A 26,835-nucleotide genomic window follows, 5' to 3' on the forward strand; every position below is an offset into this window, starting at 1 on the left:
AAAACCGCTGCACACTTTTTGGCATATCGCTCCAGGTTTTTGTTTTGTCGCGATATTCAGCCAAAAACCGCTGCACACTTTTTGGCATATCGCTCTAAATCGACATCCCCCAGATGACGGCGGCGACGGTGACCACGCAGACGCCGAAGCCGATCCGCCACAGCGGATTGCGCACGCCCAGGGCGAACAGCTCGACGATCGCCCCGCCTCCGATCAGCACGATGCCGGCGAAGATGAAGTCCGACTGGGTCCACTGGACCTCGGACGTGAATTGCATCGCCACGGCGGGCGCGATCAGTATCGCGGCCACCCCCAGCCAGCCCAGTATCCTGAGCGTCTGCCACGCCCTGTCCGCCATAGTCATGCTCGCCGTGTTCGTATTCGCCGTCATCCCGTGATCTCCTCTGCTACGGATGGAGTCCCGTCATGGCCCGGCGCGGCCTGAAAGACATGAGCACATCGTGAGGACGGGCTGAAATCGCTTTGCGGGGCCGGGAGGCGCTCAATTTCCCCCTTTGACTGCATTCAGCCGCCGTTCATCGCCGGCGGCCTATAGCGGGGCATTCGAGGGAGTCTTTTGCGGCCCGCCAAACCTCAGGCCCGGCGGCCCGTCATGCGCAGGTGATGCATCTTGTTGCGCGCTGACATTTCGGCATCGGCGACCAGCGAATGGAGCAGCAGGTTGCCCTGCTCGGGCGAGACGTGGCCCTGGGCGATCTGCTGGATGATCGCGGTGACATTTTCGGATCGCTTCGTGAACATCATTTCCTCTTTTTCGCGAATATGCACACAGAGGCGTTAAGGTTCAATTATCCGCCGCCGACACCGACGCAAGGGCCGCGTTCCTCCCCGCCACACAATTACCCCAATTAAGCGATTGGCAATCGAACGGTGCTATCCTGCCTGTAATCAAATGGTGGCCGCGTCATGGCCGCTCCGAGTGCGGGGAAGCGTAAAGTGAACAAAAACAAGGCAAAACCCAGCCAGGACAAGACCCGTTTCGACAGCCCGTTCGATGTGCTGTTCGAACAGAATCCGGTGCCGATGTGGATCTTCGACATCCGCAGCCTCGACTTCGTCGCCGCCAATCCCGCCGCCAGCGCGCTCTATGGCTATGCCCACGGCGAACTGACCGGCAAGAGCATCCTGCAGGTCCACCCGACCGAGGATTGGGCCGCCACCCGCCGCAACGCCCGCGCGCTCAAGACCTTCATCGCTCCGGACAAGTGCTTCACCCACGTCAAGTCCAACGGCAAACGCATCCAGGTCCTGATCTTCGCCCAGCGCATCCGCTATGGAGACCGCGACTGCGGCGTTGTCTGGACGATCGACGTCACTGAACGCGAACGCGCCTCGGTCGAGTTGAAATCGACCCAGATCTTCCTCGATGCCGTCGTTGAAAGCATCCCGTCCATGGTCTTCGTCAAGGACGCCCGCGACGGCCGCTTCGTCCTGCTCAACAAGGCCGGCGAAGACCTTTTGGGCATCAGCCGCCACGACCTGGTCGGCAAGACCGATTTCGACCTGTTCAGCGAAGACGACGCCCGGCGCTTCCGCACCGCAGACCAGGCCGTCGTCGCCTCGGGCAAGCTGGTGTGCATCGAGAACGAGCCGCTGGAAACCCCCACCGGCCCGCGGTCCCTGCGCACCCAGAAGATCGGCGTGCCCGACGTCGACGGTAAACCGCGCTACCTGCTGGGCATCTCCGAGGACGTTACCGAGAAGCTGAAGACCGAGGAACGCAGCCGCCACCTGGCGCTTCACGACGTCCTGACCGACCTGCCCAACCGCCTCAAGTTCCAGGACATTCTCGAGGCCGGAATGGACGGTGATGTTTCAGAGGGCGGGGAGGACTTCGTCCTGCTTCTGCTCGACCTCGACCGCTTCAAGGCCGTCAATGACAGCTTCGGCCACCACGCCGGCGACGACCTGCTGCGCCAGGCGGCCGACCGGATGCGCCGGCACGCCGGGCCCGACGACATCATCGCGCGCCTGGGCGGCGACGAATTCGGCGTCATCCATCGCGGCGACGTGTCCGACACCAGCGCCGCGCGCCTGGCGACGCAGTTGATCCATACCCTGTCCGAGCCATTCAATGTCGACGGCGACATCGTCTCGATCGGCTGCAGCGTCGGCCTGGCGCGCAAATCCACCCACGGCGCCAATGCCGACGCCCTGATGAAGCGCGCCGACCTGGCGCTGTATGCCGCCAAGGCCACCGGCAAGGGTGACTATGCCTGGTTCGAGCTGGCCATGGAGGAAAGCGCCGACCGCCAACGCATCCTGCGGGATGAACTGAGCGTGGCGCTCGAAAAGCACCAGCTGCACCTCGAATACCAGCCGATCGTATGCACCAAGTCGGGCCGCATCGTCTGTTTCGAAGCCCTGCTGCGCTGGCGCCATCCCGACCGCGGCCTGATCTCGCCGGCGGAGTTCATTCCGGTCGCCGAAAGCTCGGGCCTGATCGAGCCGATCGGCCGCTGGGTTCTGCAACAGGCGTGCACCGAGGCGGCGTCTTGGCCGGGCGACCTGCGCGTGGCGGTCAACCTGTCGCCGCGCCAGTTCACCGGTTTTTCGCTGGTGTCGGACGTCATCCACGCGCTCGACGTCTCGCACCTGGCGCCGTCGCGGCTCGAGCTGGAAATCACCGAGTCGATCTTCCTCAACGACAGCGCCGAAAACCTGCGCCTGCTGGGCCAGATGAAGTCGTTGGGCATCCGCATCGCCCTGGACGACTTCGGCACCGGCTATTCCAGCCTGGCCTATCTGCGCCGTTTCCCGTTCGACAAGCTGAAGATCGACCGGTCGTTCATCACCGACATGACGACCACGCCGGAAAACCTGGCCATCGTCCGCGCGGTCATCGGCCTCGGCAAGAGCTTCAGCGCCGTGGTCACCGCCGAGGGCGTGGAGACCGAGGCAGAGCTGGCTTGCCTGGCGCGCGAGGGCTGCGACCAGGCGCAGGGATTTTTGCTGGGCCGCCCGATGACGGCGGATAAGGTGCATGGCCTGTTCGGCGCGGGCCTTGAGGTGCGCAACCCGATCATCTTCAAGGGCCCCTACACCGCCAGGAGCCACCGCGTACGCAGCGGGTAAGGCCGCTTGCTTTTCCGCCACCCTACCCTTCTTTTTTGCGGCCTGGAGTGTTATCTCTGGCTTCGAATGTGAGGTTGTTGGATTCGTGGCTGAGACTGCCGGACATTTTATCGTTGGTCCTCAGGCCGTGGTATCGGTCGGCGATGTCGCGCATCTTCTGCCTGACTTCGGCGCGAAGTATCCTGGCGGATGGTCATGGTTGGAAAAGAAACTGGCCAGCACGCATAGCGACTCCACAAATCTCTGGCTGCTCGTCGACGATGCAAAGATTTTTGCGCTGGCGATCGAGAGCCTGAAACAGGTTCGGACGCGCAAGCTGTCGACCTTCGTGGTGGCTTCCGACCGGCGCGGCATAGGCTACGGCCGGTGTCTGCTCAGGCATCTGCAGGACGAATGGTGCCGCCGTGACGTCGAACAGGTCCATGTGACCATCGATGAGACTGACCTCGCCACCCAGTCTTTTTTTGTCCGCAACCATTTCACAGTGGATCGCGGCGCGTGTGTGCGTTACGGCGCGCGCCGCCTTGACACTGTCTTCCGGTGGTCGCGCCAGACCCAGCCCTCCAATGATTTTGCTGTCCCTGCAGACACGGTTCGCTGACGCCATCTACTCCGGCCGCAAGAGGCAGGAGTTTCGACGGCGTCCGCCCAGACGAGGCATTCCCGGCCTGGCGTTGATTTATGAAACCAAGCCCACAGGCATGGTCACGGGCATGGTTCGCATCGACGGCGTGATCGCCGTTCCCACCGGACAGGCAGCGAACCTGGCCTTCGAAGACGACCCTTACCGGGACTATTACGACCGCTATCTCGAAGGCGCGCACGAACCGGTCGCTCTGATGCTGGGGCCACCGGTCCGGTTCGTGCGCCCCCAGCCCCTGATGCCGTTGACCGGCCTGCGGCTCGCCCCGCAATCCTTCTGCTACGTCGACTCCGCGCGGCCGGAAATCACCGCCCTACTCCATCCTGAATCTTGTCGTTCCAGCGTAGCTGAGTCTGAAGACGAATGAGTTGGTCCTTGAGCTTCTGCAGGGCGGACGGGCTAAGCTTTTTCCATATCTCGTCATCGGCAAACCTGTCCGCCGTGGTCATTCCGCTGCCGTCGCCGACCAGGTTCATGGCCGACAGGGGGCCCTGCGGTGGATTGGCCGGATGCAGCTTGTCCGAGCCCTCCGCCTCAAGGTAGATAACACCGAGCGGCGGGGCATTACCGATATCGTTGATACTGAAGGCCATCAGGCAGCCCGCGACGGGGTTGGCAATCGCCGCGTGCGGCATAATCTCTTCCTGCGTGAAGCCCCATTCGCGCAGCAGCGCCTTTTCGCCGTTCTCGACCTTGGGAAAATACTGACTGCCCTGGAGACGCCAGGCTTTTCCGATAATGCCGAAGCGAACGGAGAAGCGGCGGCCGATGACCTTTTCGTCACCCAGGCGCCAGTTACCGCTGTACCGGGTCGCCTGGATCAGTTCCTGGCCGACAAAGCCCGGGACGAAAAGCGTCGCGCGGTAAGGGATGGCGGACAGGTTGACGCCAGCGTTGCGAAACGCCCCGACAATCTCCTGCATGACATTCTGGAATTGCGCGTTCAGTTTGGAGCGCTTCAGCGTATTCGTGTAGGTTTCGACAATGTCGCTGCCCAGGGCGCGTTCCCGTGCCGTGATGCTGGCCCGGACAGACTGCAGGTCGTTGAAATTTATCGTCACTCCGAACGCGGATAACGAACCGCTACGCGCCACAGTATTGCGGAAGGACGGACTTGAAAGCCACAGGATCAACAGTACGCAGAGCATGAAAAAACAAAAAAAGCTGACGGCGCCCGTCCATTTCAGGAAGCGGCGAAGCTGATCGTAAAGCACCGAAGGGACATCCTTGGATGCCTCGGCGCCGTTGAAAATGCGCTGCCGCTGCTTGCGGAGATCGCCAAGGTAGGCCGCGAGCGACTGATCGAAATTCCGGGCCGTTATATAATAGGCGGTATCCGCTGCTTCGGCGTCTTTCAACGATGCGTCGACCTTGGAACGGATATCGTCACGGCTCGCCTTCGGCAGATTGTCGGCCGCCGTCCGGATGGCGACGAGGTCGGCCTTGAGGCTTCGGAGCTTCTCGGAGGCATCCGTGGCTCCGCTGGCGCCCTTGGCCTGCGCATCCACGAGCAACTTTTCAATATTGTCGACATCCATCAATAATTGACGGGTAGATGCCGTGACCAATGACGGTTGCTTGACTTCATAACCAATATAAAATCCGATCGGCAGAAATACGCAGAAAGACAAAAACAAGGCCCAGCCGTTAAAAATCCGGACAAGCCAAATCCTGATAAAATCGCCGATTTTCTTGCCCAGTTCTTGCAATATACCCCCCATGAGCCATCGGTGAGCGCGAATCCTCGTCAAGTAAATCGTATCAAATAGCCGGATTGGAGACAAACCGGGAATTGTGCCCGCCGCCGGCACAACTTCGTCCCTGGCCCTGAATGCCCGCCAATCTGACCCTAATCGAGGCCTTTTGTGTCCGCGAGCAGCTTGAGCTTGCGGTCATAGTCCCGCCAGCCATTGGCGTGGCGCGACATGATCGCCGAATGCCACAAATGCCTGCGGCCGTCAGCGACCTTGCCCGTCGCCAGTTCGTGTCGGCCCAGTTGCTCGCAGGCCTGCGCCTTCATGGGCTCGTCGTCGAAGCCGGCGTAATCGCACAGCTTGCGGTAAGACGCCATTGCCCCTTCCCTGTCCCCGAGCTTTTCGAGGACATTACCGCTCCAGAAGGTTACGACCGGACGGCGGTCCTTGTCGGTGTCGAACGCGGCGACCAGGCGCCGGGCCGGCGCCTCCAGGCCAGGCGAAGACACGTCGGACAGCAGGCGCAGCATGTAAACATCCGGCGCGCCGAAGCGATCGGGGGCGACCCGCTGCAAAAGCTCCGTCAGTTGCACGGCACGCTCCGCGCCCTCGCCCGTCATGCGGGCGCGATAGGCCTGCATCAGCGCTTCGTTCAGCAGCGCCTCGACCACCATGGGCGGCGGCGTCTCACCCAATGTCTTCGCGACGTCCGCGACCGGCCGATCGAAATCGATCGTCTTGCCGCCCATGACCCAGGTGTCCAGGAAGGCAAGCCCGAAGGGCTGGCGCAGCGCGTCCGCATAGTCCAGTTGCGCCAGCGCCGACGGCGTGTCGGCGTTCGACAGGAAGATGAAGGTGAGCTTCTTGTCCGGCACGCGCAGGAACAGGGCGGATTCGGCCTGCCCATAGCCGAACACCCAGTGCAGCCGCAGCCCGCCGTGGCTTACCTGCGTGAACCAGCCGTATCCATAGGGATGGCCATGCCTCGGCGCGGTCAGCCGGTCATAGGCCGACTGGCCGACCAGCGCGTTCCCGTCGAGGGCGGCGGCGTACTTCGCCAGGTCGTCGATCGTCGAAATCAGTCCCGAGGCGGGATAGGCCGCGTCCCAGTCATAAGGCCGTTCGACATAGTCCCAGCCATGGGCCGACGGCTGGGCCTCATAGCGCTTGACCGCCCTGGCCGCCAGGGGACTGTCCTTCTGATAGCCCGCCATCGTATCGTCCATGCCCAGCGGCCGCAGGATACGCTGCCGGTTCTGCGTCACATAACTTTGCGGCGAGGCCGTCTGGCTGACCCTGTCGAACACGCCGGACAGGAGATTGAACCGCGCGCCGTTGTAGACATAGGTTTCGCCCGGCCGATCGCCGGCGCTCATGCTGAGCACGTCGCCGAGCGTGATGTTGGGATCGCCGATCCCTTCCGGCGGGTGCCAGCCGGCGTCGAGCGGATAGGCCAGCAGCGGGTCGTCCAGCCGGATCTGGCCCTCGCGCTCAAGCTGCTCCATGATGATGCCGGTCATCGACTTGGTCACCGAAGCGATGCCGAACAGAGAATCGCGCGCCACGGGCGTCCTGGCGTTCAGATCTGTCACGCCTTCGCTGTGGCGGTAGACAATCTTTCCGTCTCGCACGATGGCGACGCTGAAGCCGGGCAAGGCCAGTTGCCCGGCTATGCGGTGAAGCCTTTGCGTCAACGCCTTGTCACGAGTCTGCGCCACCGCGGTCGTGGCGGGCAGCAGGCATGCCGCCAGCAATACCAGGCAGCGCAGGCAAAATACCGAAAGACCGATCTTCGCCATGTCATAACCCCTCATGTCCAGGCGGCTTCTCTTTTAACAGCCGCTGAAAAACATTCAAACGGCGTTATGAAGCCGGTCGCCGGACTAACCTAATCCCATGGACGGGAATAGGCCCGGCGGACGTGGACAGAGGACGCCACCATGATGGCCGCCCAGACATAACGAAGCGCTCTGATAACAAACATGTCGTGTTGCCTTTCACGGGTCAGAAATTGCACAGAAGTTTCGCGCCGATCAGCCACATCACCACGCCGATGACCGCTTCCAGGATCCGCCAGGCCCGAGGCGTCGCCAGGACGGGCCTGAGCCATACGGCGCCATAGCCGAGCGCGAAGAAGAACAGGACGGAGCCGGTAATGGCGCCGACGATGAACTCGGCCTTGTGGCCTTCGAACTGCGTCGACAAGGCGCCCAACAGTCCGACCACATCGAGATAGACCTGCGGATTCAGCCAGGTGAAGGCCAGGCACGCCATCAGCGTCGGGCCCAGCCCGGCCTTCCCGGCCGTGGCGTCCGTGACCAGCCCGCCCGTCGCGCGCCACGCCGACCACAGGCTGCGGGCGCCGTAGCCGATGAGAAAGGCCGCGCCGCCATAGCGCATCACCGGATCGAGCCAGGGCGCCAGCAGGAGCAGCCGGCCGAAGCCCAACACGCCGAACGGGATCAGCACCGCGTCCGACAGCGCGCAGACCAGGCAGACGGCGAACACGTGTTCGTTGCGCAGGCCCTGGCGCAGGACGAAGGCGTTCTGCGCGCCGATGCAGACGATCAGGCTCAGATCCAGCGTCAGGCCGGCAAGAAAGACGGAAAGGTCCAAGACGGTCTCCACCAGATAAAACGGCTTCGAAGGTGTAGCGCCCTGCATCAAATTAGACTATTTAAGTTTCCTCACTTCAGCTTAGCCAAACTTAACCCATGCTCGACTATCCCGCCGCCCGCGCCGTCGCCATGGTCGCCCAGACCGGCAGCTTCGAAAAAGCCGCCCAGGCGTTGCACGTCACGCCCTCGGCCGTCTCTCAGCGCATCAAACACCTCGAAGAGCGTCTCGGCGTGGTGCTGATCGCGCGCGGCAATCCGTGCGCCGCCACCGAACAGGGCGAATGGCTGTGCCGGCACATGGAGCACGTCGGCATGCTGGAGCAGGAACTGGTCCGGCAACTGCCCGGCCTCGGCATGGATGACGCGCCCCAGGCCCGCGTAACGCTCAGTGTCGCGGTCAATTCCGACAGCCTGGCGACCTGGTTTGTCCCCGCCATGGCGGCCTTTACCGAAACCTCGGACATCCTGCTCAACATCGCCATCGAAGACCAGGACCATACGAAGGACTGGCTGGAGAACGGCCGCGTCCTGGCTGCCGTCACCACATACGCCAGGCCGGTGCGCGGCTGCCAGGTGATCCCGCTGGGCACGCTTCGCTACGCCACGACCGCCAGCCCGGCCTATATGGCGCGCCATTTTCCCGATGGCGTGACGCCTGAGGCGCTCAGCCGCGCCCCCGCCCTGACCTTCAACCAGAAGGACAGCATGCAGTCCGACTGGGCGCGCGGCGCGCTGGGCCATGCCGTCAGCTTCCCGACCCACTGGATGGCATCAACGCACAGCTTCATCGACGCCTGCGTGGCCGGGGTGGGCTGGGGCCTGCATCCCGTGGCGATGATCGCGGACCACCTGGCGGCGGGGCGGCTGGTCGAACTGGTGCCCGGCCACGGCGTGGACATGGCGCTCTACTGGCAGATCAACCGGCTGGCCGCCCCGCGCCTGAGCGCGCTGACCCGCCACGTACGGGCAGCGGCTGGCGCATATCTTATCATGCCGTGACCTCCACGCGCCCAGGCCTTTGCTCCACGGCGCGCCGGTACGTGAACCGACCCTGCCGGGCGGACAGGGTGAGTAAAGCGTTCGACGCCTGGCAAATTTCTGTCCGGCACGCGGATTCTTGCTGTCGCTGTCCGGGGCTATGGTATGGTCCTAACAACGCAGAGTTGCTCCATGCCGACAGCTGAAATTCGCCGTATTGCCCTGACTTCGGACGCCCTCATGCGCCCGGCGGCCCGCAGGCGCGTGCTGGCGGCATGTGGTTCGGTCGCCGTCCACGCCGTCCTTATCCTGTTTCTGGTGTGGCAACCGCACACCGGCATTCACGGCAATCTGGGCCGCTACGATGGTACCGAAGGACAAGGCGCCGGCTTCGACCCCGTCTTCGCCGAACTGGTCAGCCGGCACGCGGCGCAAACCCGTTTGACCAAACCCGCACCGCCGCAACCCGTCGAAGCGGTTGCGCTGGACGCTTCGGATCCGGCTGACACCGCCGCGCAGACACCCTCCCCGGATAATATTGCCACGCCCGGCGACCCGGGCCTGCCGGCGCAGACGACGTTGAGCGGTGGCGCGGCGCCGGGAACCCCGAACGGCCAGCATGCGCTGCTGGAACAGATCGCCCGCTGCCTGCCGCCCGATGCCCGGCCCAGTCTGAAGACCGCAAGTTTGCGCCTCAGCGTCGACGGCGGCGGCCATCTCACCGCCGCCCCCCGGCTGGAGGTCGATGTCACGCGGCTGACAGAAACGCAACTGCGCGGTGCCAACCAGATCGTCCAGGCGGCGATGCAATGCGGCCCCTATGTGGTGACGCAGGGACAGGTGGCGATGATCGATATCGTGCCGGATTTTACCGGCATTTCACCGGCTGAACGCTGAGGGGAAAAATATGGTGCGGATAGCGGTCGTCATGGGGCTGTGCCTGACGCTTTCAGGCTGCGGCGGGTCGGAAACCTTTGTCAGCTTCGGCGGCAAGGCCGGCGGCCAGCCGGTATTTTGTGTATCGGAAAAGCCCAACTGCGCCGATCCGGGCGGCAGCTTACGTGTGCTTCAGGTCGACCGCATCGACGAAGACGGGCGCGAGATCGAGGTCATGTGGCGGATCGAAGGCCCCGGCGGCTGGGGCTCCAGCTATCGGCTGGACAAGATCGCCTATGGCGCGGCGCCGGTCGGCTGGACGGTCAAGACACCCGCCCGGCAACTGGTGGCCGGGGAGCATTACCGGGTCAACAAGCAGTTCTATTTTTCGGTGACCAGTAACGGGTTGGTGCTGGTGGAGAAGAAGCGATAGTGCCGCCTTTTTTACTTTCTATTGCAATTCGAGCGGCGCCTTCAATCCACCCTTGGCATTGGCCGAAGATAAAAAAATCCGACGATGAGCCGCTGGCGACACTTCAACGCAGCAAGTATAAGTGGTTTTTTTTCACGTGCCGATCTAATTTGGAAAGATTCAGATCTTGTCGAAGTTGTACTTCATCGGTGAAATCCCATCCGGATATAATTCTAATGCCCCATTCGGGAATGAATATGTCCCAACTGGAGGAGTCATGTTTTAAAATTCCATTGTACACCATCGTAAAAACCTGGTTCGCATTTATTTCGAGGTAATTCAAGCGCCCTTTCTTAATGAATGCGCCATTTGTACTTAACTCTCGATACAATCGGGCGAACGAAATCGCCATCCTGCGAAATTCTGCGAGATGCCCATTCAAAGTCGCCTCCCTATGAGAGAACCATCGTAAGTTCAAAATTTCACTTCCTGACAGAAAATGATCAAAATATGAGACATAAAGCGGCGCAGAATATCGCCTTTGGGCGTTAAACGATTGATCGTGCTCTGGAAAATTTTCTCTCATCTCAGTATCGTAAGAGCACGCCGTCTTCGTTCATAGTCGCGACTCTCTCGCCTTTCGAATTGGTCAGCTTAAATGATCCACCGTGCGGTACCTTGTCTAAGCTTTTTTGATACCAGTACTTAGAAACTGGGTCGTACCACGCTGGCTTACCTGCCCCCGGCCCCTTACCCGGCAGCAATCCTTTCACGGTAAAAAGGCCTCCATCAATTCGATTTCCGAATTTGGCTTTGTTGGGAGGCGTGAACAAAAGTTGGGTGTCGCACCACGCGTCCTTTTTTACCATCACGCCATTCTTAAATGCAAAGCTGCGTGTAAGCTCTTCAAGTTTGTTCTGCGCAAATTTATCTCTCGCCGCGTCTCCTTCAATTGTTTGGGCAGATATACCCTTAGGCCCCTTCGTCAAGACGGTAGTCTTTGTGGTAGGAGTCGTATTAGTCATCTCAGCGGTCACTCCCTTAACAGTCACGCTGCCAAGGCCCGTCTGTATTCTATACGTCGTTACTTGCATCTCGACCGTTGTTAGCCCAAACGGATCGACAAAGTTATATGGCTCCCCATCGACATAGGCGTACGGGTTCTGGCCGCCGTCCAATCCAATCGGATCGACCTGGATATATCGCCCCAGGCTAGGGTCATAATCCCGGTGATGGTTCTGGTTTAGGCCTGAGCCTGCCGCTTCCGCCTGAAACCACTGGCCAGGCAGGCGGATATCGACATTGGCCATGGCCGTCGTGAACACCTTTGCAGAACCAAACGGCGTGACATAGGCGTCCCAGACCTTGGCCTTGGCGGTATCGGTCATCATCTGCGGTTCGTTGAGATGACCGGTATGGATAAAGTAGGTGACCGCCGTGCCAGAGGTTTTATCGATCACCGCTACCGGCATGTCGTCGGCCCAGACATATTCGCGTAAAGTCGCGCCGGAATAGCCGTTGTGTTCGGCCAGCAGGTGGCCGTCCTTGTCGAAGATGTAGTGAATCTCTGACGATGAGCCGCCGCTGAACAGCCTGCGCCAGACGCGCTGTTCGCGGAAGTCGTAGCCATACCAGGCGGCATCGGCGCCGTTGTTCTGTACGCCGACGAGCCGTTTGCGGGCGCAATAGATGTAAATTGGATCCAGCTACCTCCGGCGACAATCAAGTCGCCGGCCTGAATGACCTTTTGATGAGATTGAGGCAAAATTATTCAATTTATACAAGATTTTTTGAATTTGGACAAATCTTCTTTAAGGTCTCTGGTAATTAATCCCTTTCCGCACAAGTATTCGTCATATATTTCTAATATTCCACTTTTAGTTGAAAGCTTTATTATTATTGGAATGTATTTTTTGTGAAATTTTATCCTAAATAATTTCGATAATTCTCCGCTTTTTTCCTTAATTAATAAAGAGTCATCTATATAAAATCTTTCATCAGAAAACATACTTTCCAACGCAATTTGTGCCATAGTTTCCGATTCATCATGATAATTAGTTCTTACTATTTCAATCATTATTCGATGAATTGATAATGATGGGACCACATCCATATATAAAATTACATTGTAATCATTTCCATTTAAAACATATTTTCTACCACTTTTAACAAAGCCGCTTGTAAACAATTCTTCTTTTAGGTCGTTTAGTGTCATTAGGATTACTTTTTTGGAGGAGAATAAAAGTCGACGTGCCCAGTCCATTTTTCTCCCGTCTGCGATTCTAATTGACGCACATATTTATTTACTTGGCTTTGCCCCGCGCGTCGACCCGAGGGCGTATCTGGTTTAGGTTCCCGTACGATACGATTGAACCAATTGATCGCATCTGGCCTAAGTCCATTTAAGAGGGGCTGATTGTATTGGTATTGTGAGCCCAATGCATTGGGATAATTTCGGCGGGCCGTGCGCCCGTACATTGCTGCATATGTTTCGCCTCCGAAAGCGTTTTTTGTTAAACACGTGCCATTACGAATTGCGGCACGCGCAGCGGATTCCATTGCCATTTGTCGCGCGGTGTGGACGGCAATAACGTCGGGGTTTCCAACATAGGTATACCCCCGATAGCTTGGATCCGCATTGCGGCCTTGTTGGTTATAATATTGAATTTGCTGCGCGTTATAATATCCTGAGGGCGTTGTGATCCGGCCAATGTGATAAGTGGACCGCGGCGTTGACGAAGGGCGGCCATTTTGGCCTTTCGGATCCACCCAGTCATACACCATTCCGTCGACATAGGCGTACGGGTTCTGGCCGCCGTCCAATCCAATCGGATCGACCTGCATATATCGCCCCAGGCTAGGGTCATAATCTCGGTGATGGTTCTGGTTGAGACCTGAGCCTGCGGCTTCGGCCTGGTACCACTGGCCCGGCAGGCGGATATCAACATTGGCTGTGGCCGTCGTGAACACCTTAGCCGAACCGAACGGCGTGACATAGGCGTCCCAGACCTTGGCCTTTGCGGCATCGGCCATCATCTGCGGCTCGTTGAGGTGGCCGTTATGGATGAAATAAGTCACCGCCGTGCCCGAGGTCTTGTCGATCACCGCCACAGGCATGTCGTCAGCCCAGACATATTCCCGCAGCAACCCGCCCGAATAGCCATTATGTTCGGCCAGCAGATGGCCTGTCTGGTCGAAGATATAGTGGATCTCGGTCGACGAGCCGCCGTTGAACAGCCGCCGCCAGACGCGTTGTTCGCGGAAGTCGTAGCCATACCAGGCGGCATCGGCGCCGTTGTTCTGTACGCCGACGAGCCGTTTGCGCGCGCTGTACTGGTAGGTATAGGTCGCGCCGCCCGAGATGGCGTCGGAATACAGGTCGCCACCCGTGCGGTAGGTCAGTTGGCGCTTGACCGCCGCGCTGGCGTCCTGGACCTGGACCAGCCGGTTGCTGTTGCCGGCGGTAATTTCATTGTTCGACGTCGTCACGCCGCCGACCGTCAGGTACGAACCCGTGCGGTTGCCGGCGGCGTCATAGGCATAGCTCTCCTGCCCCCACGGCCCGTTGGCGTAGGTCAGCCGGCCGGAATTGCTTAAGGACATATAGACAGTGCGGCCGGTGGCGGCATTATCGACAATCTCACCCAGGCGGCCATCGTCATAATGGGTATAGCCAAGGTCAAGCTTCGGGTCTGAACCGTCCTTGACGGCGATACGCGTCAGCCAGTCATTGGTGTTGAAGGTCCGCGTCAGCGTCAGGCCGTTGCCGTAGGTGGCGCTGGTCAGACCGCCGAACGGTGCATAGGCCATGGACGACAGCACGGCCGAAGCAGCTCCACCCGCCGTCGGTTTGGTGGTGATGCCGGTGATCAGACCGTCATTGTCACGCGCGAACGTAATCACGCGCCCCGAAGGCAGGGTGGTTTCGGTCACCTGGCCATTGGCGTCATAGGCATAGCCGACATTATAGTTCACGCCCTGGATGGTCTTGGCGTCGGTCGTCACGCGGCCTTGCGCATCGTAGGTAAAGGCCGAGCCACCCGATTGCTCGGTCACGCTGGTCAGGCGGCCGGTGCAGTAGGTGCGCGTGCCGCGATATAGAAATTGCTCACCTCCAATCACACCGGCATGAGAATAAGTCTGAGTTATGACCATTAATTATCATTTATCATACATTTTGCGGTTGACACACGCACCTTCAAGCATAACCTAAAGGCGACCAAGCCATAAAGGTCATCTCCGCGCATACCGTGCACGGATAAAAAAAGAAAGTGCCGGCGTACCTTACGAACAGGCTTGCGTCTCCCGGGGAGTGGAGGCGCCACGAAAAAGAGGAATACCCCATGAAAACCCCGGGAAAATCGCCTGCGAAGGCGATGCTTTTGTGCACGTCCGTGCTCTCTGGCGCTCTTCTGGGCGCCGCCGCGCTCCTGACGACGCCCGCCCTTGCGCAGGACACCCCTGCCCCCGCCGCCGAAGACAGCGACGTTGTCGTCGTGACCGGCTTCCGCAATAGCTTGCAAACCGCCCTGTCCGACAAGAAGAAGTCGAACGGCGTCATCGACGTCATCCGCGCCGAGGACATCTCGAAGTTCCCCGACGCGAATCTCGCCGAGTCGCTGCAGCGCGTGCCGGGCGTGTCGATCTCACGCGTCGCCGGCGAAGGCCGCTCGATCACCGTGCGCGGCCTGCCGCCGTCGTTCACGCGCGTCCGCATCAACGGCATGGAAGCCCAGTCGGTCTCCGGCGCCACCACGTCGGATCGCGGAATCGGCACCGGCCGCGGCTTCGACTTCAACACCTTCTCGTCGGACCTGTTCTCGAACCTGACCGTGCGCAAGACCGCTTCGCCCGAGACCATCGAAGGCTCATTGGGCGCCACGGTCGACCTGCACACCTCGCGCCCCTTTGACTATAAGGGGTTTACCGCCGTGGTGAACGGCCAGGTCGGTTACAACACCCTCAGCAAGGAAGCCGATGACCGCAAGTTCTCAGGCGTCATTTCCAACCGCTGGGACACCTCGATCGGCCAGATCGGCGTCCTGGCCTCGCTGGCCTACACCAAGCGGCACTATTACGAAGACCAGTTCGGATCGGGCGGCTGGAACCCTGGCTCGGTCGACGGTGGCTTCTGTACGCCGGTCGGCGTGACGCCCCAGGTCCCGGCCAATGACGCGGCAAAGGGCACGGACGCGGCCAACTGCGCCACCGGCGTCGCACGCCCGCCCGCCGGCGATCCGCTCTACGCCCAGGCCAGCGCCTCGACGACCTTCTTCCCGCGCCTTCCGCGCTATGGCCGCTTCGAGCACGACCAGGAACGCACGGGCGCCAGCTTGTCGGTCCAATGGCGGCCGCAAACCGGCACGACGATCAATTTCGACGCCCTCTATTCGAACTATGATGTCAAACGCGAGGAAAGCTGGCTTGAGGGCTTCTCGTTCGCCCGCGCCATCAGCCAGAACGGCAAGCCACAGACGGCCGTGCGTGAGTTGATCCTCTTTCCGGCCGGCACCAGCCAGACGGCCGGCGTCAACTTCGGCAAGCAGGTGTCGGACGTGGCCTATGCGCGCTTCGACGGCGTCGATGTCCGTTCCGACACCCAGCACGACGAATTCGAGAACAACTTCACGCAGTTCACCCTGTCGGGCAGCCACAACTTCTCGGACAGCCTGTCGATCAACGGCCTGATCGGCGTGTCGGAATCGAAGTTCGACCAGACCGCCCAGACGACGCTGATGTTCCAGCGCCAGAACGCCGGCATGACGGTCGACTTCCGCAACAATCGCGACCAGCCGATCATCACGCACGATTTCGACGTGACCAACCCGGACAATTACAGCTTCAGCAGCCCGGACGGCACAGCCAATACCGCCAATGCCGAAATTCGCCTGAACCCGTCGCAGGTGACCAACAAGTATGAAACGATCGAAGCCAACCTGGTCTGGCGCGCCAACGACAACCTGACGCTCAAGACCGGCCTGCACCACAACACCTTCACCTTCGACATCAAGGCGTGGCAGCGTCCGAACACCTTCCTGGTGCCGAACCTGACCGCCCAGCAGCTGCGCGACGTGACGCGGACGGTCGAATTCCCAGGCGACGGGCTGGATTCGGGCGTCTTCCCGACGGCCTGGGCGACGATCGACTACGACAAGTTCGTGGCCGTGCACAACATCTATAGCGGCACGGCGCCGTATCAGCTGGTCGTCAACAACGGCAATACGCGCGGCGTCGAGGAAAAGGTCGATGCGATCTATGTCCAGGGCGAACTGACAAGCCAGATCCACGGCATGACGCTGCGCACCGAGGCCGGCCTGCGCTACGCCAAGACGCAGCTTTCGGCGCGCGGCATCATCGTCGGCCAGACCAACCCGGTCTTTGTCGAACACGAATATGACGACCTGCTGCCATCGATCAACGCCACGCTCGAAGTCACGCCCGACTTCTACGTCCGGGGTTCGGCGGCGCGCGTCGTGTCGCGGCCCGAGCTGGGCTTCCTGACGCCAGGCGGCAACCTGGCGCTTACGGGGACGCCATCCCTGTCGTCGGGCAATCCGTTCCTGGAGCCGATCCGCGCCGACAATCTCGACCTGTCGGCGGAATGGTATTTCTCACGCGGATCATTGCTTTCGGCCGGCATCTTCTACAAGGACATCAAGTCCTACGTGCAGAACGCTTCGCGCCAGATGTCGTTCGTCGAGACCGGCCTGCCGCTGTCGCTGATCGGCAGCTCGGGCGTCGATCCGAACAACACGCCGATCACCGTCACCCAGCCGGTCAATACCGAAGGCGGCCCGCTCAAGGGCTTCGAGCTGAACTATCAACAGTCGTTCGGCTTCCTGCCGGGCTGGTTGAGCCACACCGGCGTGCTGGTCAACTATACTTTCGTCGATTCGGACATCACCTATAACCTGGCCGGCGGCGGCACCACCGAACAGAGCCTGATCGGCCTGTCCAAGAACGCCTATAATGCCACGGCCTACTACGAAGACGAAAAGGTCAGCGTGCGCCTGTCGGCCTCTTACCGGTCGAAGTTCATCATCGCGCTGCCGGCTAACAATCCGCTGCAAGACCTTGAAGGGGTTGATGAAAACCTGGTGTTCGACCTGTCGGCCTCGTATCAGTTCACGCCCAAGCTCAGGTTGACGGTCGAAGGCTTGAACATCTTTGACAGGTTTAACCGCCAATATATTGACTCTACTCGCAATTCGACCTTCGTCTACAACCATCTGGGCGCCCAGTGGAATGTCGGCCTGCAGTACAAGTTCTAAGGCGTAAATTCTCTCCGCCAGCCTGCCCGCGCCAGCAATGGCGCGGGCTTTTTTTCAAGCGGCATTGGTCAGAGATAGTAGCCGATGGCCCAGAAGACGGCCAACCAGACCAGCGCGGACACGCCGAAGGCCAGGCACAGGCCGATCAACCGCCACGGCAGCAGGCGCCGCTTCGGCGCCTTTACACTATCGTGGACACGCAACTCTTTTACCGAACCCAGACTCACACGCGCCTCCCCAGGCATTATTGAGGAGAGCATTCCCCCGATTGGGGAAAAACACAAGCGGTATCGGCACACATATCGGTGATCACGGAAGTAATGCTGGTTAGCTTATCTCAGATATCTCCCAGGCATATTTTCACGTCCTGATTGTTTTTAACCTTTCGCACAACGACGTTACGTGTTACCCGTCGCGGCACGCATCACACGCAAAGGGGGCTTGTCATGAACGCGAAAGATATCCAGACGGCATTGGCTCAGGCGGGCTTCCGGCCCGGACCGCTCGACGGCATATGGGGCCGCCAGACCATCGCCGCCGTCCGTCAGTTCCAGCTCAGCAAGGGCCTTGAGCCTGATGGCATAGCAGGCCCGCTCACCCTGGCGGCGCTCTTTCCCGATGCGAAACCGCGCGACAGCGGGCTGGATGATCCGACGCTGGTCTGGTTCCACGAAGCGCGCCGGCTGATCGGCACGCGTGAAGACCCCAGCACCGGCAACAACCCGAAGATTCTCGACTGGGCGACGAACGCGGGTATTACCTACGGTAGCGACGACATCCCGTGGTGCGGCCTGTTCGTCGCCCACTGCATTTCCTCGACGCTCGACCGCGAACCGACGCCCGCCTCTGCCCTATCGGCGCGTGCCTGGGGCCGGTTCGGCATCCCGACGGAGCCGACACCCGGCGCCGTCATGGTTTTCTGGCGCAAATCGGTCCAGAGCAAGCTTGGCCATGTCGGATTTTACGCCGGCGAGGACGCCACCGCCTATCGCATCCTGGGCGGCAACCAGTCGGATCAGGTGTCGCTGGCCTGGGTGGCCAAGTCGCGCTTTTTGGCCGCGCGCTGGCCATCGACGGTCCCCCCTGTGACGCCGACCCCCGTCAAGGTGAAACGAACGGACAGCCTGTCGTGGAACGAAGGCTGATGGCGGTCGATCCCTTGGCAGAAGAACGGCTAAAGCTTGAGCAAGACCGTATCGCCTTCGAGCGCCAGAAGCTCGACCGGGAGATCGCGCGTGAGCATAAAGAGCAGAAACTCCCGATTCTGAAATGGATTCGCGAGATGCTCAGCACGCCGCTGACGATCGCGATTGTCGGCGGTTTCATCACGGTGCTTACGACGACCGTAATCAATCAAGACATTGCCGAACAAAATCTCAAAGGCGAAAAGTACAAAGCCGATCTGGCCCGTCAGGCCGCAAGAGATGCGCTTGAAGCCGACTTGATAAAGAAATACACCGACGGTGAGCGTGACGTCGTCAAGAAGAACCTGGAATTCCTGGTAAAAACACGGCTGGTGCCGAGCTATAGCGATCAAATCGCCGCCTATCTGAAAGAGAACCCTACCGACATGCCACAGAGCGCGCCATCTGTCGTGCAATCGGCCCCGCCCCCCCCTGCCTCCGGCGCGGCGCAAACCCCATCGGCGCAAAGCACGTTGCCGGGCTGGAATGTCGATGTCTTCTGGTGCGCGGGGGGGACCGCCGAATCGGCCACTAGGACCCGGGCAACAACCATCGCCGGCAAGCTGGGGGACCTGGCCTTAAACGGAACGGCGATTTCCACCAATGTCAGGCTGAACCGGGTCCAGTTGCGCTCGTTTTCCCAGGACCTCCAGCGATCGGGGCGCTTTTTCTCCAAAGGCGACAATGTGGTTTACGACGCAAGCCCCGGCGAAGCAGCCGCTGCCGAAGCATTGAAGTCGGCGATTATCCAGCAGACCGGCGTTGTCACAGCGCTGCGGAAAAGCTCGGGCTATACAAACCAGTACCTCAGCGTCTTCGTCTGCCCGAGCGCGTAAGCCACCAAGGGGACCACGATGCAAAAGAAGAAGAAACTGGCCATCTTTTGTGACGGCACCTGGAACGACCTGCGCATGAAGACGCTGACCAATGTGGCGCGCCTGGCCAAATGCGTCGCGTCAGAGACATCCAACGGCGTCCCCCAGATCGTCTATTACGATGAAGGCGTGGGCGTCGCCACCGGTGTTTCCAGGTTGACGAACGAACTGACGAAACTGCTGGGCGGCGCTTTCGGAAACGGATTGGACCAGAAGATCGAGGCGGCCTACCGCTTCCTGGTGTCGAACTACAACCCCGGCGACGACATCTACATCTTCGGCTTCAGCCGTGGCGCGTACACGGCCCGCAGCCTGTGCGGCCTGGTCCGCAAATGCGGCATCCTGAAGCGCAGCCAGTTCGACAAGACGCCGCGCGCCATGGAGTTGTACCGCAACGGCGAACACCCGAGCGCCCCGGCGATGGTCGAGTTCCGCCGCGCCTACGCCCACGAACAGGCCTCGGGCGAAGAAGACCACAAGCGCCTGGGCCTCGCCTTGGAACCCGTCCCGCCAGGCGCGGCCACCGACTATGAAAGCCTGTACCAATATCGCCCGGAGGGCACCTACCGGATGATGTACCTGGGGGTATGGGATACGGTCGGATCGATGGGCGTCCCCGAGCGCTTCGGCCCGCTCAACTTTCTCAACAAGAAGTACCAGTTCCACGACACCAACGTGTCGAGCCTGATCGCCAGCGTCCGCCACGCCGTGTCCATCGATGAGGACCGCCGCGTGTTCGGATCGACCGGCATGGATAATATCGGTGACCTCAACCGTGACTGGACCGCCAAGACCACCGGCTGGGACGTGCAGAATCCCCAGGCGCCCAACTTCGTGCCCTACAGCTACCGCCCCTATCAGCAGTTGTGGTTCCCAGGCGACCACGGCGCGGTCGGCGGTGGCAACGCCCAGCCCGGCCTGTCAAGCCGCACCCTGATCTGGATCGCCGAAGGCGCCGAGCGCATGGGTCTGCATTTCCGCTGGACCTGCCCGCCCGATGAACCGGCACTGGAACTGGAACTGGCAGCGGCGCGGCTCGATCCGTGCGCCAACTGGCGAGTCAACAAGGACGGGTCGCTAAAGAAGCCCAAGGAACGCGACTTTCTCGGCAAGGTCGGTGGCTACCGCCCTCGCCCCGGCCCCCGCCAACTCGAAGACGTCAGCGACTTTGCATGGCAGCGCTGGTGCCGCGACACCGGCTACCGACCGGAAAACCTGTCGGTCCTCAAGGGCGCCAGTTGTCCACCGCCGCTTCCGCCGCGGCCTCCGGCGGGATTTCCACCCAGCCCGCCATCTTCTCCGCCGTAACCTTGTGGCGGCGCGCGGCCGAGCCATATAATCTCGAGGAAAGCGCCGTTACGGCGAACATGGAAGGACTGACATGGGCTGGCATCTGGCGGAACTGAATATCGCGCGCTTCCGGAGCCCGATCGAAGACCCGGTTAATGCGGAATTCGTCGGCGCGCTCGACCGCGTCAATGCCCTGGCCGATGCGTCCGACGGCTTTGTGTGGCGGCTGACAGGCGAAGGCAATGACGCCCTGGCCATCAAGGCCTTTGACGATCCGAACATCGCCATCAACATGTCGGTGTGGCGCGACCTCGACAGCCTGGCGGCCTTTACCTACCGCGATCCGGCCCATCTTGAGATCATGCGCCGCCGAAAAGAATGGTTCGAGCGCATGGAGCTTTATGTCGTGCTGTGGTGGGTGCCGGCGGGCCATATTCCCAGCGTCAGCGAGGCCGTCGACCGACTGGAACGCCTGCGCCATTCTGGCCCTACGGCCTCCGCCTTCACCTTCCGCACGCCCTTCCCTGCCCCGGGTTCGGGCGAGATCGAACCCGTTCTGGATACGTGCGCGTAAGGCGCGGGCCCTTTTCCCCTTTCCGCATTCATGTCAGACTGACGCGGTAACGGGAGGGGCAGGATGACAATCAAGGCGACCATTGCAGCGGCCTTTCTGGCGGGGCTCGTGCCCGGCACCTCCCACGCCATCGAGCCCGAACGCGACGGCCAGGAGACATTCCTCTCCCGCGCCGCCTGGGCCGGAAACCGCCTGTGGCTGCTGTCGGACGCGGGCCGGCTGTCGAGCCTGGCCGAAACCGACAGCACGCCCCGGAGCGAAACCGCGCCTGAAGCCGTCCGCGACATGTGCGTCAGCGACGGCCGGCTGCTGGCCCTGACCGCGACCGGCAAGAAGCCCGCCGCCTGGACGCTGCGCCGGCACGGGGCGGACGGTTGGACCACGCAGGCCGCGATCGACGCCAGGGGCGAGCATGTCATCTCGCTTATCTGTGGCAACGGCAACGCGCTGATCCTGACCACGAAACGGCTGATCACCCTGGGCGCGGACGCGGTCAGCGAGGTCGCGCTGGACGGCGAACTGGACTGGGGCCTGGCGACGACCCTCATAACGGCGGACACCGTCTATGCCGGCTTCAACAAGGGCGAATGGGGCGGCGGCCTGCGCGCCATTGACCGCAGGACGGGCAAGATCCGTCTGATCGAAAACGAGGACGGCGAGCTGTGCGGCGGCCTGCTTAATACGGAGTGCGACCCGGTCAATGGGCTGGCGGCCGTGCCTTGGCGGCCGGATTGCGTCGCCGCCGCCATCGGCCTGGTCCACATGATGGCGCACGGCCGCATCGCCACGGTCTGCGGCGCTAGCATCAAAACCTTATATAGCAAGCCGTTCGGGGATAAATCTCCCAACCCTGACCTGAAGCCCGAAGACGCCTACATGACCGTGCCGTTCTTCGGCCTGACCGCGGTGGGCGACAGGCTTCTGGCCGTGGGCGGCGACGGCCTCTATACGATCGGCGAGACGGGCGCACCTGAGTTCGAGGCCATGCCCGCGTTCAAAAAAGCCGGGCCGTTCCGCATAAGCTTCGCCCGACCGGGCGTCGTATTGGTCCTGACCACGGTGAACCAACGCCATTCGGTCAGCGGTGCCACGCCCATGCTGGTGGTGCGCTGAAGGCCTGCATCCGCCAGCAGCAAATATTTTGGAAAATAAAATGCCGCCTCACCAAACATTTTTTGTCAATATAGATGGTCGAATTCCGCCGAATTATTATTTATCTTGCTATTTTTATCGCGTTATGAGAGAATTGTTTTATTCGAAAACAGACCTTTGACTTTGTCTGCGCCTATGCGGCCCCTTCCAAGCATTGCTACTTTCGGACCCTCGACGCGCAATTCCGCGCGGCGATACTGCACGAATGTGCTATTCTTCAAGGAGGCCACCATGGCCAACGGTACCGTCAAATGGTTCAACGCCACTAAGGGTTTCGGCTTCATCCAGCCCGAAGCCGGCGGCAATGACGTCTTCGTCCACATCAGCGCCCTGGAACGCGCCGGCATGCGCACGCTGATGGAAGGGCAGAAGATTTCCTACGATGTCGTGCTTGAGCGCGGCAAAAGCTCGGCGGCCAATCTCGCCACCGCCTAAATCGCGTTCGATCGCAGATACAGACGCCCGGCGCCTCTGGTGCCGGGCGTTTTTCATGCCCAAAGGATTATCATGTCACAGCAATCTCCCCCCTCGCCCCACACCTGGGACGATATCTGGCCCACGGTCGGCGAACCCGGCCTGACCTATGAAAACGTCCCTGTCCGCTTTCGCATCGCCCCGCGCGGCCAGGGCTGGGAAGTGTTCCGCAATGCCGCCTTCTGGGGCATCTTCCAGTCACGCGGCGAAGCCAACGATACGGTCCGGCGCGCCATGAGCGACATCTTCGCGACCGGCGGCGCGGCCCAGATGCGTTTTGCCTGAAGGCCATCATTGCATTTTGACGGGCCTTGATGAGATGCTGGCCCACCACGCATATTTTACCTCATTCGAAAGCATAGATGGGCATTCGTTATACCCTCGGCTGCACCCTGTCCTATTCGGTACAGACCCCGACCGTCTTTATCTTCAATCTCGAAGTCGCCCGGCTCCGGCGTCACCAGGACCTGGTCGAGCGGCTGAGCATCACGCCCGGCATCGAACGGACCAGCCACACGGTCCCCGACATCAACAACCGCTATTTCGGCGTCCACGCCCAGCCCGGCCCGCTCACCGTCCATTACGAAGCCGAGGTGACGCTCGATCCGCACCGCGCCGATCCGGGAAGCGTCGCGGAAACGCCCGTCCAGCACCTGCCGCTCGACATCATGCCGTTCCTGCTGCCGTCGCGGTTTGTGCCGTCGGACCGTTTGGGCGACTTCGCGCGGCGGGAATTCGGCTACCTGTATCCGGGCTATAGCCGCGTCACGGCGATCTGCAACTGGATCCACGCCAATATCGACTACCGGCGGGGGTCGTCGAACGAACAGACCATCGCTTCGGAAAGCCTTCTGCTGCGCGCCGGCGTCTGTCGCGACTTCGCGCACCTGGGGATAGCGTTCTGCCGGGCGCTGGAAATCCCGGCGCGTTACGTCAGTTGCTATGCCTATGGGCTTAAGCCGGCCGATTTCCATGCCGTGTTCGAAGTCTATCTCGACGGGCGCTGGTGGCTGTTCGACGCCACGCGCCAGGCGGACCTCGACGGGCTCATCCGCATCGGGGTCGGCCGCGACGCCGCCGAAATCGCCTTCTGCTCGCCCTTCGGCGGCGAGGTCGACTGTGGCCCGGTGGAGGTCTTCATCCGCCGCGCCGACGGCCAGGAGGTTCCGGCGATGCGCACCACCGACGCCATCTCGACCGAGGAACCGGCGCCCAATGCGGGTGCGTGCTAACGGAGGCGGCGAAGGTAAGGTCCTTATATCTACACGAACGCCAAATCGTCCTTTGTCACCACGGCGCCGCCCGAGATCATGGCCAGTTCGATAGCCGCGCCAGCCCCGTCGCCATCCGCGTCGAAATAGAGATGCCGCCCGACGCTGTCCCAGACGAATTGCGCCGAAGACCCGACTGCCACGGCGCCGACGGTGAACTCGGCGTCCGTCAGCACGTGGCCAGAGGCGAAGCCATAATCGCCGCCCGTGAACACCAGCGCGTCCAGCCCGTGTTCGAAGTCGACGATATGGTCGTGACCATTCACGGCCGTCGACGAGAAGACGAAGTCATCCGCCCCCGTGCCGCCGCCAATGACGTCGTTGCCGTGGCCGCCGGTCATCGTGTCATTGCCATTGCCGCCCGACAGGCGGTCGTGGTCGTTGCCGCCGACCAGGCTGTCGTCGCCATCCCAGCCGTAGAGGCTGTCATTGCCAAGCCCGCCCGACAGGATGTTGTTGAGGCTCGACCCGTTCAGGGCGTTGCTCAAGCCGTTGCCGGTGCCCGAAATCGCGCCTTCGATCAGGTACAGCACCTCGACATCGGCGGTCAGCGAATAGTTGATCGACGCTTTGACCGTATCCGTGCCTTCGCCGTACAGCTCATAGACCCGGTCGCCGATGTGATTGACGACAAAGGTGTCATTGCCCGTGCCGCCATACATCGCGTCATTGTCCGCACCGCCGTCGAGGATATCGTTGCCCTCGCCGCCGCGCAGCGTGTCCCAGCGCGCGCCGCCATTGAGCTGATCGCCGCCCGCGCCGCCTTCCAGGCTGTCCGAGCCCTCGCCGCCCGACAGGGTGTCGTCACCGCCACCTCCACCCATGCTGTCATGGCCCGCCATGCCCTTCAGGACGTTGGCGGCCTCATTGCCGTAAATGCCGTTGGCAAGATCATTGCCGGTACCATCAATCGCGGCCGTGCCAACCAGGACCAGATGTTCGACATTGTCCGTCAGGGTGTAATCGATATAGGTGTTGACGACGTCAAAGCCTTGGCTTGCCTGTTCGATGGCCAGGTCGCCGCGCTCATGGATGATATAGACGTCGTCGCCACTTCCGCCCTCGAGCGTGTCGAGCAGGTCAAATCCGCCGTCGTAGCTTATAAGCACATCATTGCCATCGCCGCCTTGAAGCGTATCGTTGCCGAAGTGGCCGTGCAGCGTATTGTTCAGTTCATTACCGACAATCAGGTTGTTTTCCAGATTGCCCTCGCCCCACAAGGCGTCGCCTTCAAGATAGAGGTCGTCCGCATGGGCGCCAAGGGTATGGTCCACCGCGCTATAGACAATATCCTTTGAGCCGACGTCCGCATAAATGACGTCGCCGGTTGAATCGACGAAATAGGTGTTCGTCCCGCCGCCGCCGCCGGACATGGTGTCATCACCTGCGCTGCCGTCCAGCGTATCGTCGTCGAAGCCGCCTGTCAGGCTGTCGTCGCCGTCGTTGCCAAAAAGATCGTTAGCACCCTGCCCGCCGTTCAGCGTGTCATCGCCTGCCCCGCCCATTAGCGCGTCATCGCCGAGCCCGCCATCGGCGAAATCACCGCCATCGCCGGTCCAAATGACATCGTCGCCGTCGCCGCCATAGGCCTCGCCGCCCGGGAGGGCGATGGTGTCGTTGCCGTCGCCGCCGTATAGCCTGTCGTACTGAGGGTTTCCTCCGTAAATATTGCCAGCGATCAGGTCATTGTCGGCGCCGCCATAGATGGTGTCATCGCCATCACTGCCGGTCAGGCTGTCGTCACCGTCGTCGCCCTCCAACAGGACCGCATCTTGCGCCGCGCCGAACTGGTGACCCAAATTGTTGCCGTCAATGGGGCTTATGTATGCGGCGATCTGGTCATTGCCCGCTCCGCCATGCGCTTCGCCACCCAGCAGATAGATAATGTCATTACCATCGTCGCCATGTAGTTCGTCGCTTTCATCCTCGCGGCGAAACTGACCATAATTGCCGGTGATTTTGTCGTCGCCGGCGCCGCCATAAATCGTGTCGTCGCCTTGCGTACCTTGCAGGGTGTCGTGGCCGACGCCCCCGTCGAGCCAGGCCTGCTCAGTCGATCTAAGGTCAACGAGGTCGTTGCCGTCATCACCAAAGAAAGTCTTTAAACCCGCGACGACATAAGGCGCGAGTGAGTCCCGCAGATAGTCGTCGCCATCGCCACCGCGGATCGTATCATTGCCCTCGGTGTAGCGGTTCCACCCGACGTAAAAGACGTCGTTGCCGCCTTCACCGAACAGCGTGTCGTCACCTTCCTCGCCCCAGATGGTGTCGTCGCCCTCGCCGCCATAAACCTTGTCGTCGCCACCATAAACGTCGATCCAATCGTGTCCTGACGTACCCGAAATGACATCGTCGTCATACGTCCCGTTTATGAGCTTGTCAGGCCGCGCCGCCATGGTCCCCTCCACGTATCATTAACCATCTGCT

At 61.0% G+C, this 26,835-nt stretch carries 25 protein-coding genes; 15 read left to right on the forward strand and 10 right to left on the reverse strand.

Annotation, left to right across the window (positions count from 1 at the left end; translation table 11 throughout):
• Positions 1 to 94: 94 nt before the first annotated feature.
• Both J2X24_RS19025 and J2X24_RS19030 read right to left on the reverse strand, forming a co-directional pair.
• Complete coding sequence (locus J2X24_RS19025; RefSeq protein WP_209725065.1) at positions 95 to 391, reverse strand: hypothetical protein; 297 nt, start codon at positions 389 to 391, stop codon at positions 95 to 97.
• Positions 392 to 594: 203 nt separating this feature from the next.
• Positions 595 to 762, reverse strand: coding sequence for a hypothetical protein (locus J2X24_RS19030; protein WP_209725067.1), 168 nt, complete (start codon positions 760 to 762; stop codon positions 595 to 597).
• Between the two features lie 195 nt (positions 763 to 957).
• On the opposite strand from J2X24_RS19030, the gene J2X24_RS19035 reads away from it, so the two are divergent.
• The 3 genes from J2X24_RS19035 to J2X24_RS19045 all read left to right on the forward strand — a co-directional run bounded on the left by J2X24_RS19035 (position 958) and on the right by J2X24_RS19045 (position 4,106).
• The gene (locus tag J2X24_RS19035; RefSeq protein WP_209725069.1) at positions 958 to 3,096 is read left to right on the forward strand and encodes a putative bifunctional diguanylate cyclase/phosphodiesterase; all 2,139 of its coding nucleotides are present in this window, start codon (positions 958 to 960) and stop codon (positions 3,094 to 3,096) included.
• Positions 3,097 to 3,181: 85 nt separating this feature from the next.
• Entirely contained in the window at positions 3,182 to 3,697 is a 516-nt protein-coding gene (locus J2X24_RS19040) for a GNAT family N-acetyltransferase (RefSeq protein WP_209725071.1), read from the forward strand.
• Positions 3,663 to 4,106 carry an ASCH domain-containing protein gene (locus J2X24_RS19045; RefSeq protein ID WP_209725073.1) on the forward strand — a complete coding sequence of 148 codons (444 nt, stop codon included), beginning with the start codon at positions 3,663 to 3,665 and terminating at the stop codon, positions 4,104 to 4,106. The genes J2X24_RS19040 and J2X24_RS19045 overlap by 35 nt, the downstream gene beginning before the upstream one ends.
• On the opposite strand, the gene J2X24_RS19050 is transcribed toward J2X24_RS19045, so the two are convergent.
• The 3 genes from J2X24_RS19050 to J2X24_RS19060 form a co-directional block, all read right to left on the reverse strand.
• Complete coding sequence (locus J2X24_RS19050) at positions 4,045 to 5,448, reverse strand: hypothetical protein (protein WP_209725075.1); 1,404 nt, start codon at positions 5,446 to 5,448, stop codon at positions 4,045 to 4,047. The two genes, J2X24_RS19045 and J2X24_RS19050, sit on opposite strands and share 62 nt — an antisense overlap.
• Positions 5,449 to 5,588: 140 nt before the next feature.
• Entirely contained in the window at positions 5,589 to 7,232 is a 1,644-nt protein-coding gene (locus tag J2X24_RS19055) for a serine hydrolase domain-containing protein (protein WP_209725077.1), read from the reverse strand.
• Positions 7,233 to 7,437: 205 nt separating this feature from the next.
• Entirely contained in the window at positions 7,438 to 8,049 is a 612-nt protein-coding gene (locus J2X24_RS19060; RefSeq protein WP_209725079.1) for a LysE/ArgO family amino acid transporter, read from the reverse strand.
• A 98-nt stretch (positions 8,050 to 8,147) separates the two neighbouring features.
• Here J2X24_RS19060 and J2X24_RS19065 point away from each other — a divergent pair, with 98 nt between their 5' ends.
• From J2X24_RS19065 to J2X24_RS19075, 3 genes are all read left to right on the forward strand, one after another.
• The gene (locus tag J2X24_RS19065) at positions 8,148 to 9,050 is read left to right on the forward strand and encodes a LysR family transcriptional regulator ArgP (RefSeq protein ID WP_209725081.1); all 903 of its coding nucleotides are present in this window, start codon (positions 8,148 to 8,150) and stop codon (positions 9,048 to 9,050) included.
• 171 nt (positions 9,051 to 9,221) lie between these two features.
• A complete protein-coding gene (locus J2X24_RS19070) occupies positions 9,222 to 9,926 on the forward strand; it encodes a hypothetical protein (RefSeq protein WP_209725083.1) in 705 nt (234 codons plus the stop codon).
• A 10-nt stretch (positions 9,927 to 9,936) separates the two neighbouring features.
• Positions 9,937 to 10,338: a hypothetical protein gene (locus tag J2X24_RS19075; protein WP_209725085.1), complete on the forward strand. Its 402-nt coding sequence runs from the start codon at positions 9,937 to 9,939 to the stop codon at positions 10,336 to 10,338.
• 566 nt (positions 10,339 to 10,904) lie between these two features.
• Here the strand turns inward: J2X24_RS19075 and J2X24_RS19080 are convergent.
• The 3 genes from J2X24_RS19080 to J2X24_RS19090 all read right to left on the reverse strand — a co-directional run bounded on the left by J2X24_RS19080 (position 10,905) and on the right by J2X24_RS19090 (position 14,439).
• A complete protein-coding gene (locus J2X24_RS19080) occupies positions 10,905 to 11,789 on the reverse strand; it encodes an RHS repeat-associated core domain-containing protein (protein WP_245344962.1) in 885 nt (294 codons plus the stop codon).
• A 299-nt stretch (positions 11,790 to 12,088) separates the two neighbouring features.
• A complete protein-coding gene (locus J2X24_RS19085) occupies positions 12,089 to 12,532 on the reverse strand; it encodes a hypothetical protein (protein WP_209725086.1) in 444 nt (147 codons plus the stop codon).
• Between the two features lie 5 nt (positions 12,533 to 12,537).
• The gene (locus J2X24_RS19090) at positions 12,538 to 14,439 is read right to left on the reverse strand and encodes an RHS repeat-associated core domain-containing protein (protein ID WP_342591101.1); all 1,902 of its coding nucleotides are present in this window, start codon (positions 14,437 to 14,439) and stop codon (positions 12,538 to 12,540) included.
• A 221-nt stretch (positions 14,440 to 14,660) separates the two neighbouring features.
• On the opposite strand from J2X24_RS19090, the gene J2X24_RS19095 reads away from it, so the two are divergent.
• Positions 14,661 to 17,588 carry a TonB-dependent receptor gene (locus J2X24_RS19095; protein WP_209725091.1) on the forward strand — a complete coding sequence of 976 codons (2,928 nt, stop codon included), beginning with the start codon at positions 14,661 to 14,663 and terminating at the stop codon, positions 17,586 to 17,588.
• Positions 17,589 to 17,656: 68 nt separating this feature from the next.
• On the opposite strand, the gene J2X24_RS19100 is transcribed toward J2X24_RS19095, so the two are convergent.
• On the reverse strand, positions 17,657 to 17,815 hold the full coding sequence (locus J2X24_RS19100) for a hypothetical protein (protein WP_209725092.1): 159 nt from the start codon (positions 17,813 to 17,815) through the stop codon (positions 17,657 to 17,659).
• Between the two features lie 219 nt (positions 17,816 to 18,034).
• On the opposite strand from J2X24_RS19100, the gene J2X24_RS19105 reads away from it, so the two are divergent.
• From J2X24_RS19105 to J2X24_RS19140, 8 genes are all read left to right on the forward strand, one after another.
• Positions 18,035 to 18,733 (forward strand): NlpC/P60 family protein, encoded by a 699-nt coding sequence (locus J2X24_RS19105; RefSeq protein WP_209725094.1) that lies wholly within the window; start codon positions 18,035 to 18,037, stop codon positions 18,731 to 18,733.
• Positions 18,733 to 19,608, forward strand: coding sequence for a hypothetical protein (locus tag J2X24_RS19110; protein WP_209725095.1), 876 nt, complete (start codon positions 18,733 to 18,735; stop codon positions 19,606 to 19,608). The genes J2X24_RS19105 and J2X24_RS19110 overlap by 1 nt, the downstream gene beginning before the upstream one ends.
• Before the next feature lie 18 nt (positions 19,609 to 19,626).
• Positions 19,627 to 20,955 (forward strand): DUF2235 domain-containing protein, encoded by a 1,329-nt coding sequence (locus tag J2X24_RS19115; protein ID WP_209725096.1) that lies wholly within the window; start codon positions 19,627 to 19,629, stop codon positions 20,953 to 20,955.
• Between the two features lie 73 nt (positions 20,956 to 21,028).
• Positions 21,029 to 21,511: a DUF3291 domain-containing protein gene (locus J2X24_RS19120; protein ID WP_209725097.1), complete on the forward strand. Its 483-nt coding sequence runs from the start codon at positions 21,029 to 21,031 to the stop codon at positions 21,509 to 21,511.
• A gap of 63 nt (positions 21,512 to 21,574) precedes the next feature.
• A complete protein-coding gene (locus J2X24_RS19125; protein ID WP_209725098.1) occupies positions 21,575 to 22,624 on the forward strand; it encodes a hypothetical protein in 1,050 nt (349 codons plus the stop codon).
• A 270-nt stretch (positions 22,625 to 22,894) separates the two neighbouring features.
• On the forward strand, positions 22,895 to 23,098 hold the full coding sequence (locus J2X24_RS19130; protein WP_209725099.1) for a cold-shock protein: 204 nt from the start codon (positions 22,895 to 22,897) through the stop codon (positions 23,096 to 23,098).
• Positions 23,099 to 23,170: 72 nt separating this feature from the next.
• Entirely contained in the window at positions 23,171 to 23,422 is a 252-nt protein-coding gene (locus J2X24_RS19135) for a hypothetical protein (protein ID WP_209725100.1), read from the forward strand.
• Positions 23,423 to 23,499: 77 nt separating this feature from the next.
• Positions 23,500 to 24,369, forward strand: coding sequence for a transglutaminase-like domain-containing protein (locus J2X24_RS19140; RefSeq protein WP_209725101.1), 870 nt, complete (start codon positions 23,500 to 23,502; stop codon positions 24,367 to 24,369).
• 29 nt (positions 24,370 to 24,398) lie between these two features.
• On the opposite strand, the gene J2X24_RS19145 is transcribed toward J2X24_RS19140, so the two are convergent.
• The gene (locus tag J2X24_RS19145) at positions 24,399 to 26,804 is read right to left on the reverse strand and encodes a calcium-binding protein (RefSeq protein WP_209725102.1); all 2,406 of its coding nucleotides are present in this window, start codon (positions 26,802 to 26,804) and stop codon (positions 24,399 to 24,401) included.
• Positions 26,805 to 26,835 lie beyond the last annotated feature (31 nt).

The organism is Asticcacaulis solisilvae, assembly GCF_017875235.1.
GTDB lineage: Bacteria > Pseudomonadota > Alphaproteobacteria > Caulobacterales > Caulobacteraceae > Asticcacaulis > Asticcacaulis solisilvae_A.

Excerpts from the sequence above, each read along its gene's own strand:
- J2X24_RS19045 (WP_209725073.1), top strand. The coding sequence starts at position 3,663 with ATGATTTTGCTGTCCCTGCAGACACGGTTCGCTGACGCCATCTACTCC.
- J2X24_RS19105 (WP_209725094.1), top strand. The coding sequence starts at position 18,035 with ATGAACGCGAAAGATATCCAGACGGCATTGGCTCAGGCGGGCTTCCGG.
- J2X24_RS19065 (WP_209725081.1), top strand. The coding sequence starts at position 8,148 with ATGCTCGACTATCCCGCCGCCCGCGCCGTCGCCATGGTCGCCCAGACC.
- J2X24_RS19030 (WP_209725067.1), bottom strand. The coding sequence starts at position 762 with ATGTTCACGAAGCGATCCGAAAATGTCACCGCGATCATCCAGCAGATC.
- J2X24_RS19110 (WP_209725095.1), top strand. The coding sequence starts at position 18,733 with ATGGCGGTCGATCCCTTGGCAGAAGAACGGCTAAAGCTTGAGCAAGAC.
- J2X24_RS19055 (WP_209725077.1), bottom strand. The coding sequence starts at position 7,232 with ATGGCGAAGATCGGTCTTTCGGTATTTTGCCTGCGCTGCCTGGTATTG.
- J2X24_RS19115 (WP_209725096.1), top strand. The coding sequence starts at position 19,627 with ATGCAAAAGAAGAAGAAACTGGCCATCTTTTGTGACGGCACCTGGAAC.
- J2X24_RS19085 (WP_209725086.1), bottom strand. The coding sequence starts at position 12,532 with ATGACACTAAACGACCTAAAAGAAGAATTGTTTACAAGCGGCTTTGTT.
- J2X24_RS19075 (WP_209725085.1), top strand. The coding sequence starts at position 9,937 with ATGGTGCGGATAGCGGTCGTCATGGGGCTGTGCCTGACGCTTTCAGGC.
- J2X24_RS19070 (WP_209725083.1), top strand. The coding sequence starts at position 9,222 with ATGCCGACAGCTGAAATTCGCCGTATTGCCCTGACTTCGGACGCCCTC.
- J2X24_RS19130 (WP_209725099.1), top strand. The coding sequence starts at position 22,895 with ATGGCCAACGGTACCGTCAAATGGTTCAACGCCACTAAGGGTTTCGGC.
- J2X24_RS19140 (WP_209725101.1), top strand. The coding sequence starts at position 23,500 with ATGGGCATTCGTTATACCCTCGGCTGCACCCTGTCCTATTCGGTACAG.
- J2X24_RS19120 (WP_209725097.1), top strand. The coding sequence starts at position 21,029 with ATGGGCTGGCATCTGGCGGAACTGAATATCGCGCGCTTCCGGAGCCCG.
- J2X24_RS19080 (WP_245344962.1), bottom strand. The coding sequence starts at position 11,789 with ATGCCGGTAGCGGTGATCGATAAAACCTCTGGCACGGCGGTCACCTAC.
- J2X24_RS19095 (WP_209725091.1), top strand. The coding sequence starts at position 14,661 with ATGAAAACCCCGGGAAAATCGCCTGCGAAGGCGATGCTTTTGTGCACG.
- J2X24_RS19145 (WP_209725102.1), bottom strand. The coding sequence starts at position 26,804 with ATGGCGGCGCGGCCTGACAAGCTCATAAACGGGACGTATGACGACGAT.
- J2X24_RS19125 (WP_209725098.1), top strand. The coding sequence starts at position 21,575 with ATGACAATCAAGGCGACCATTGCAGCGGCCTTTCTGGCGGGGCTCGTG.
- J2X24_RS19135 (WP_209725100.1), top strand. The coding sequence starts at position 23,171 with ATGTCACAGCAATCTCCCCCCTCGCCCCACACCTGGGACGATATCTGG.
- J2X24_RS19025 (WP_209725065.1), bottom strand. The coding sequence starts at position 391 with ATGACGGCGAATACGAACACGGCGAGCATGACTATGGCGGACAGGGCG.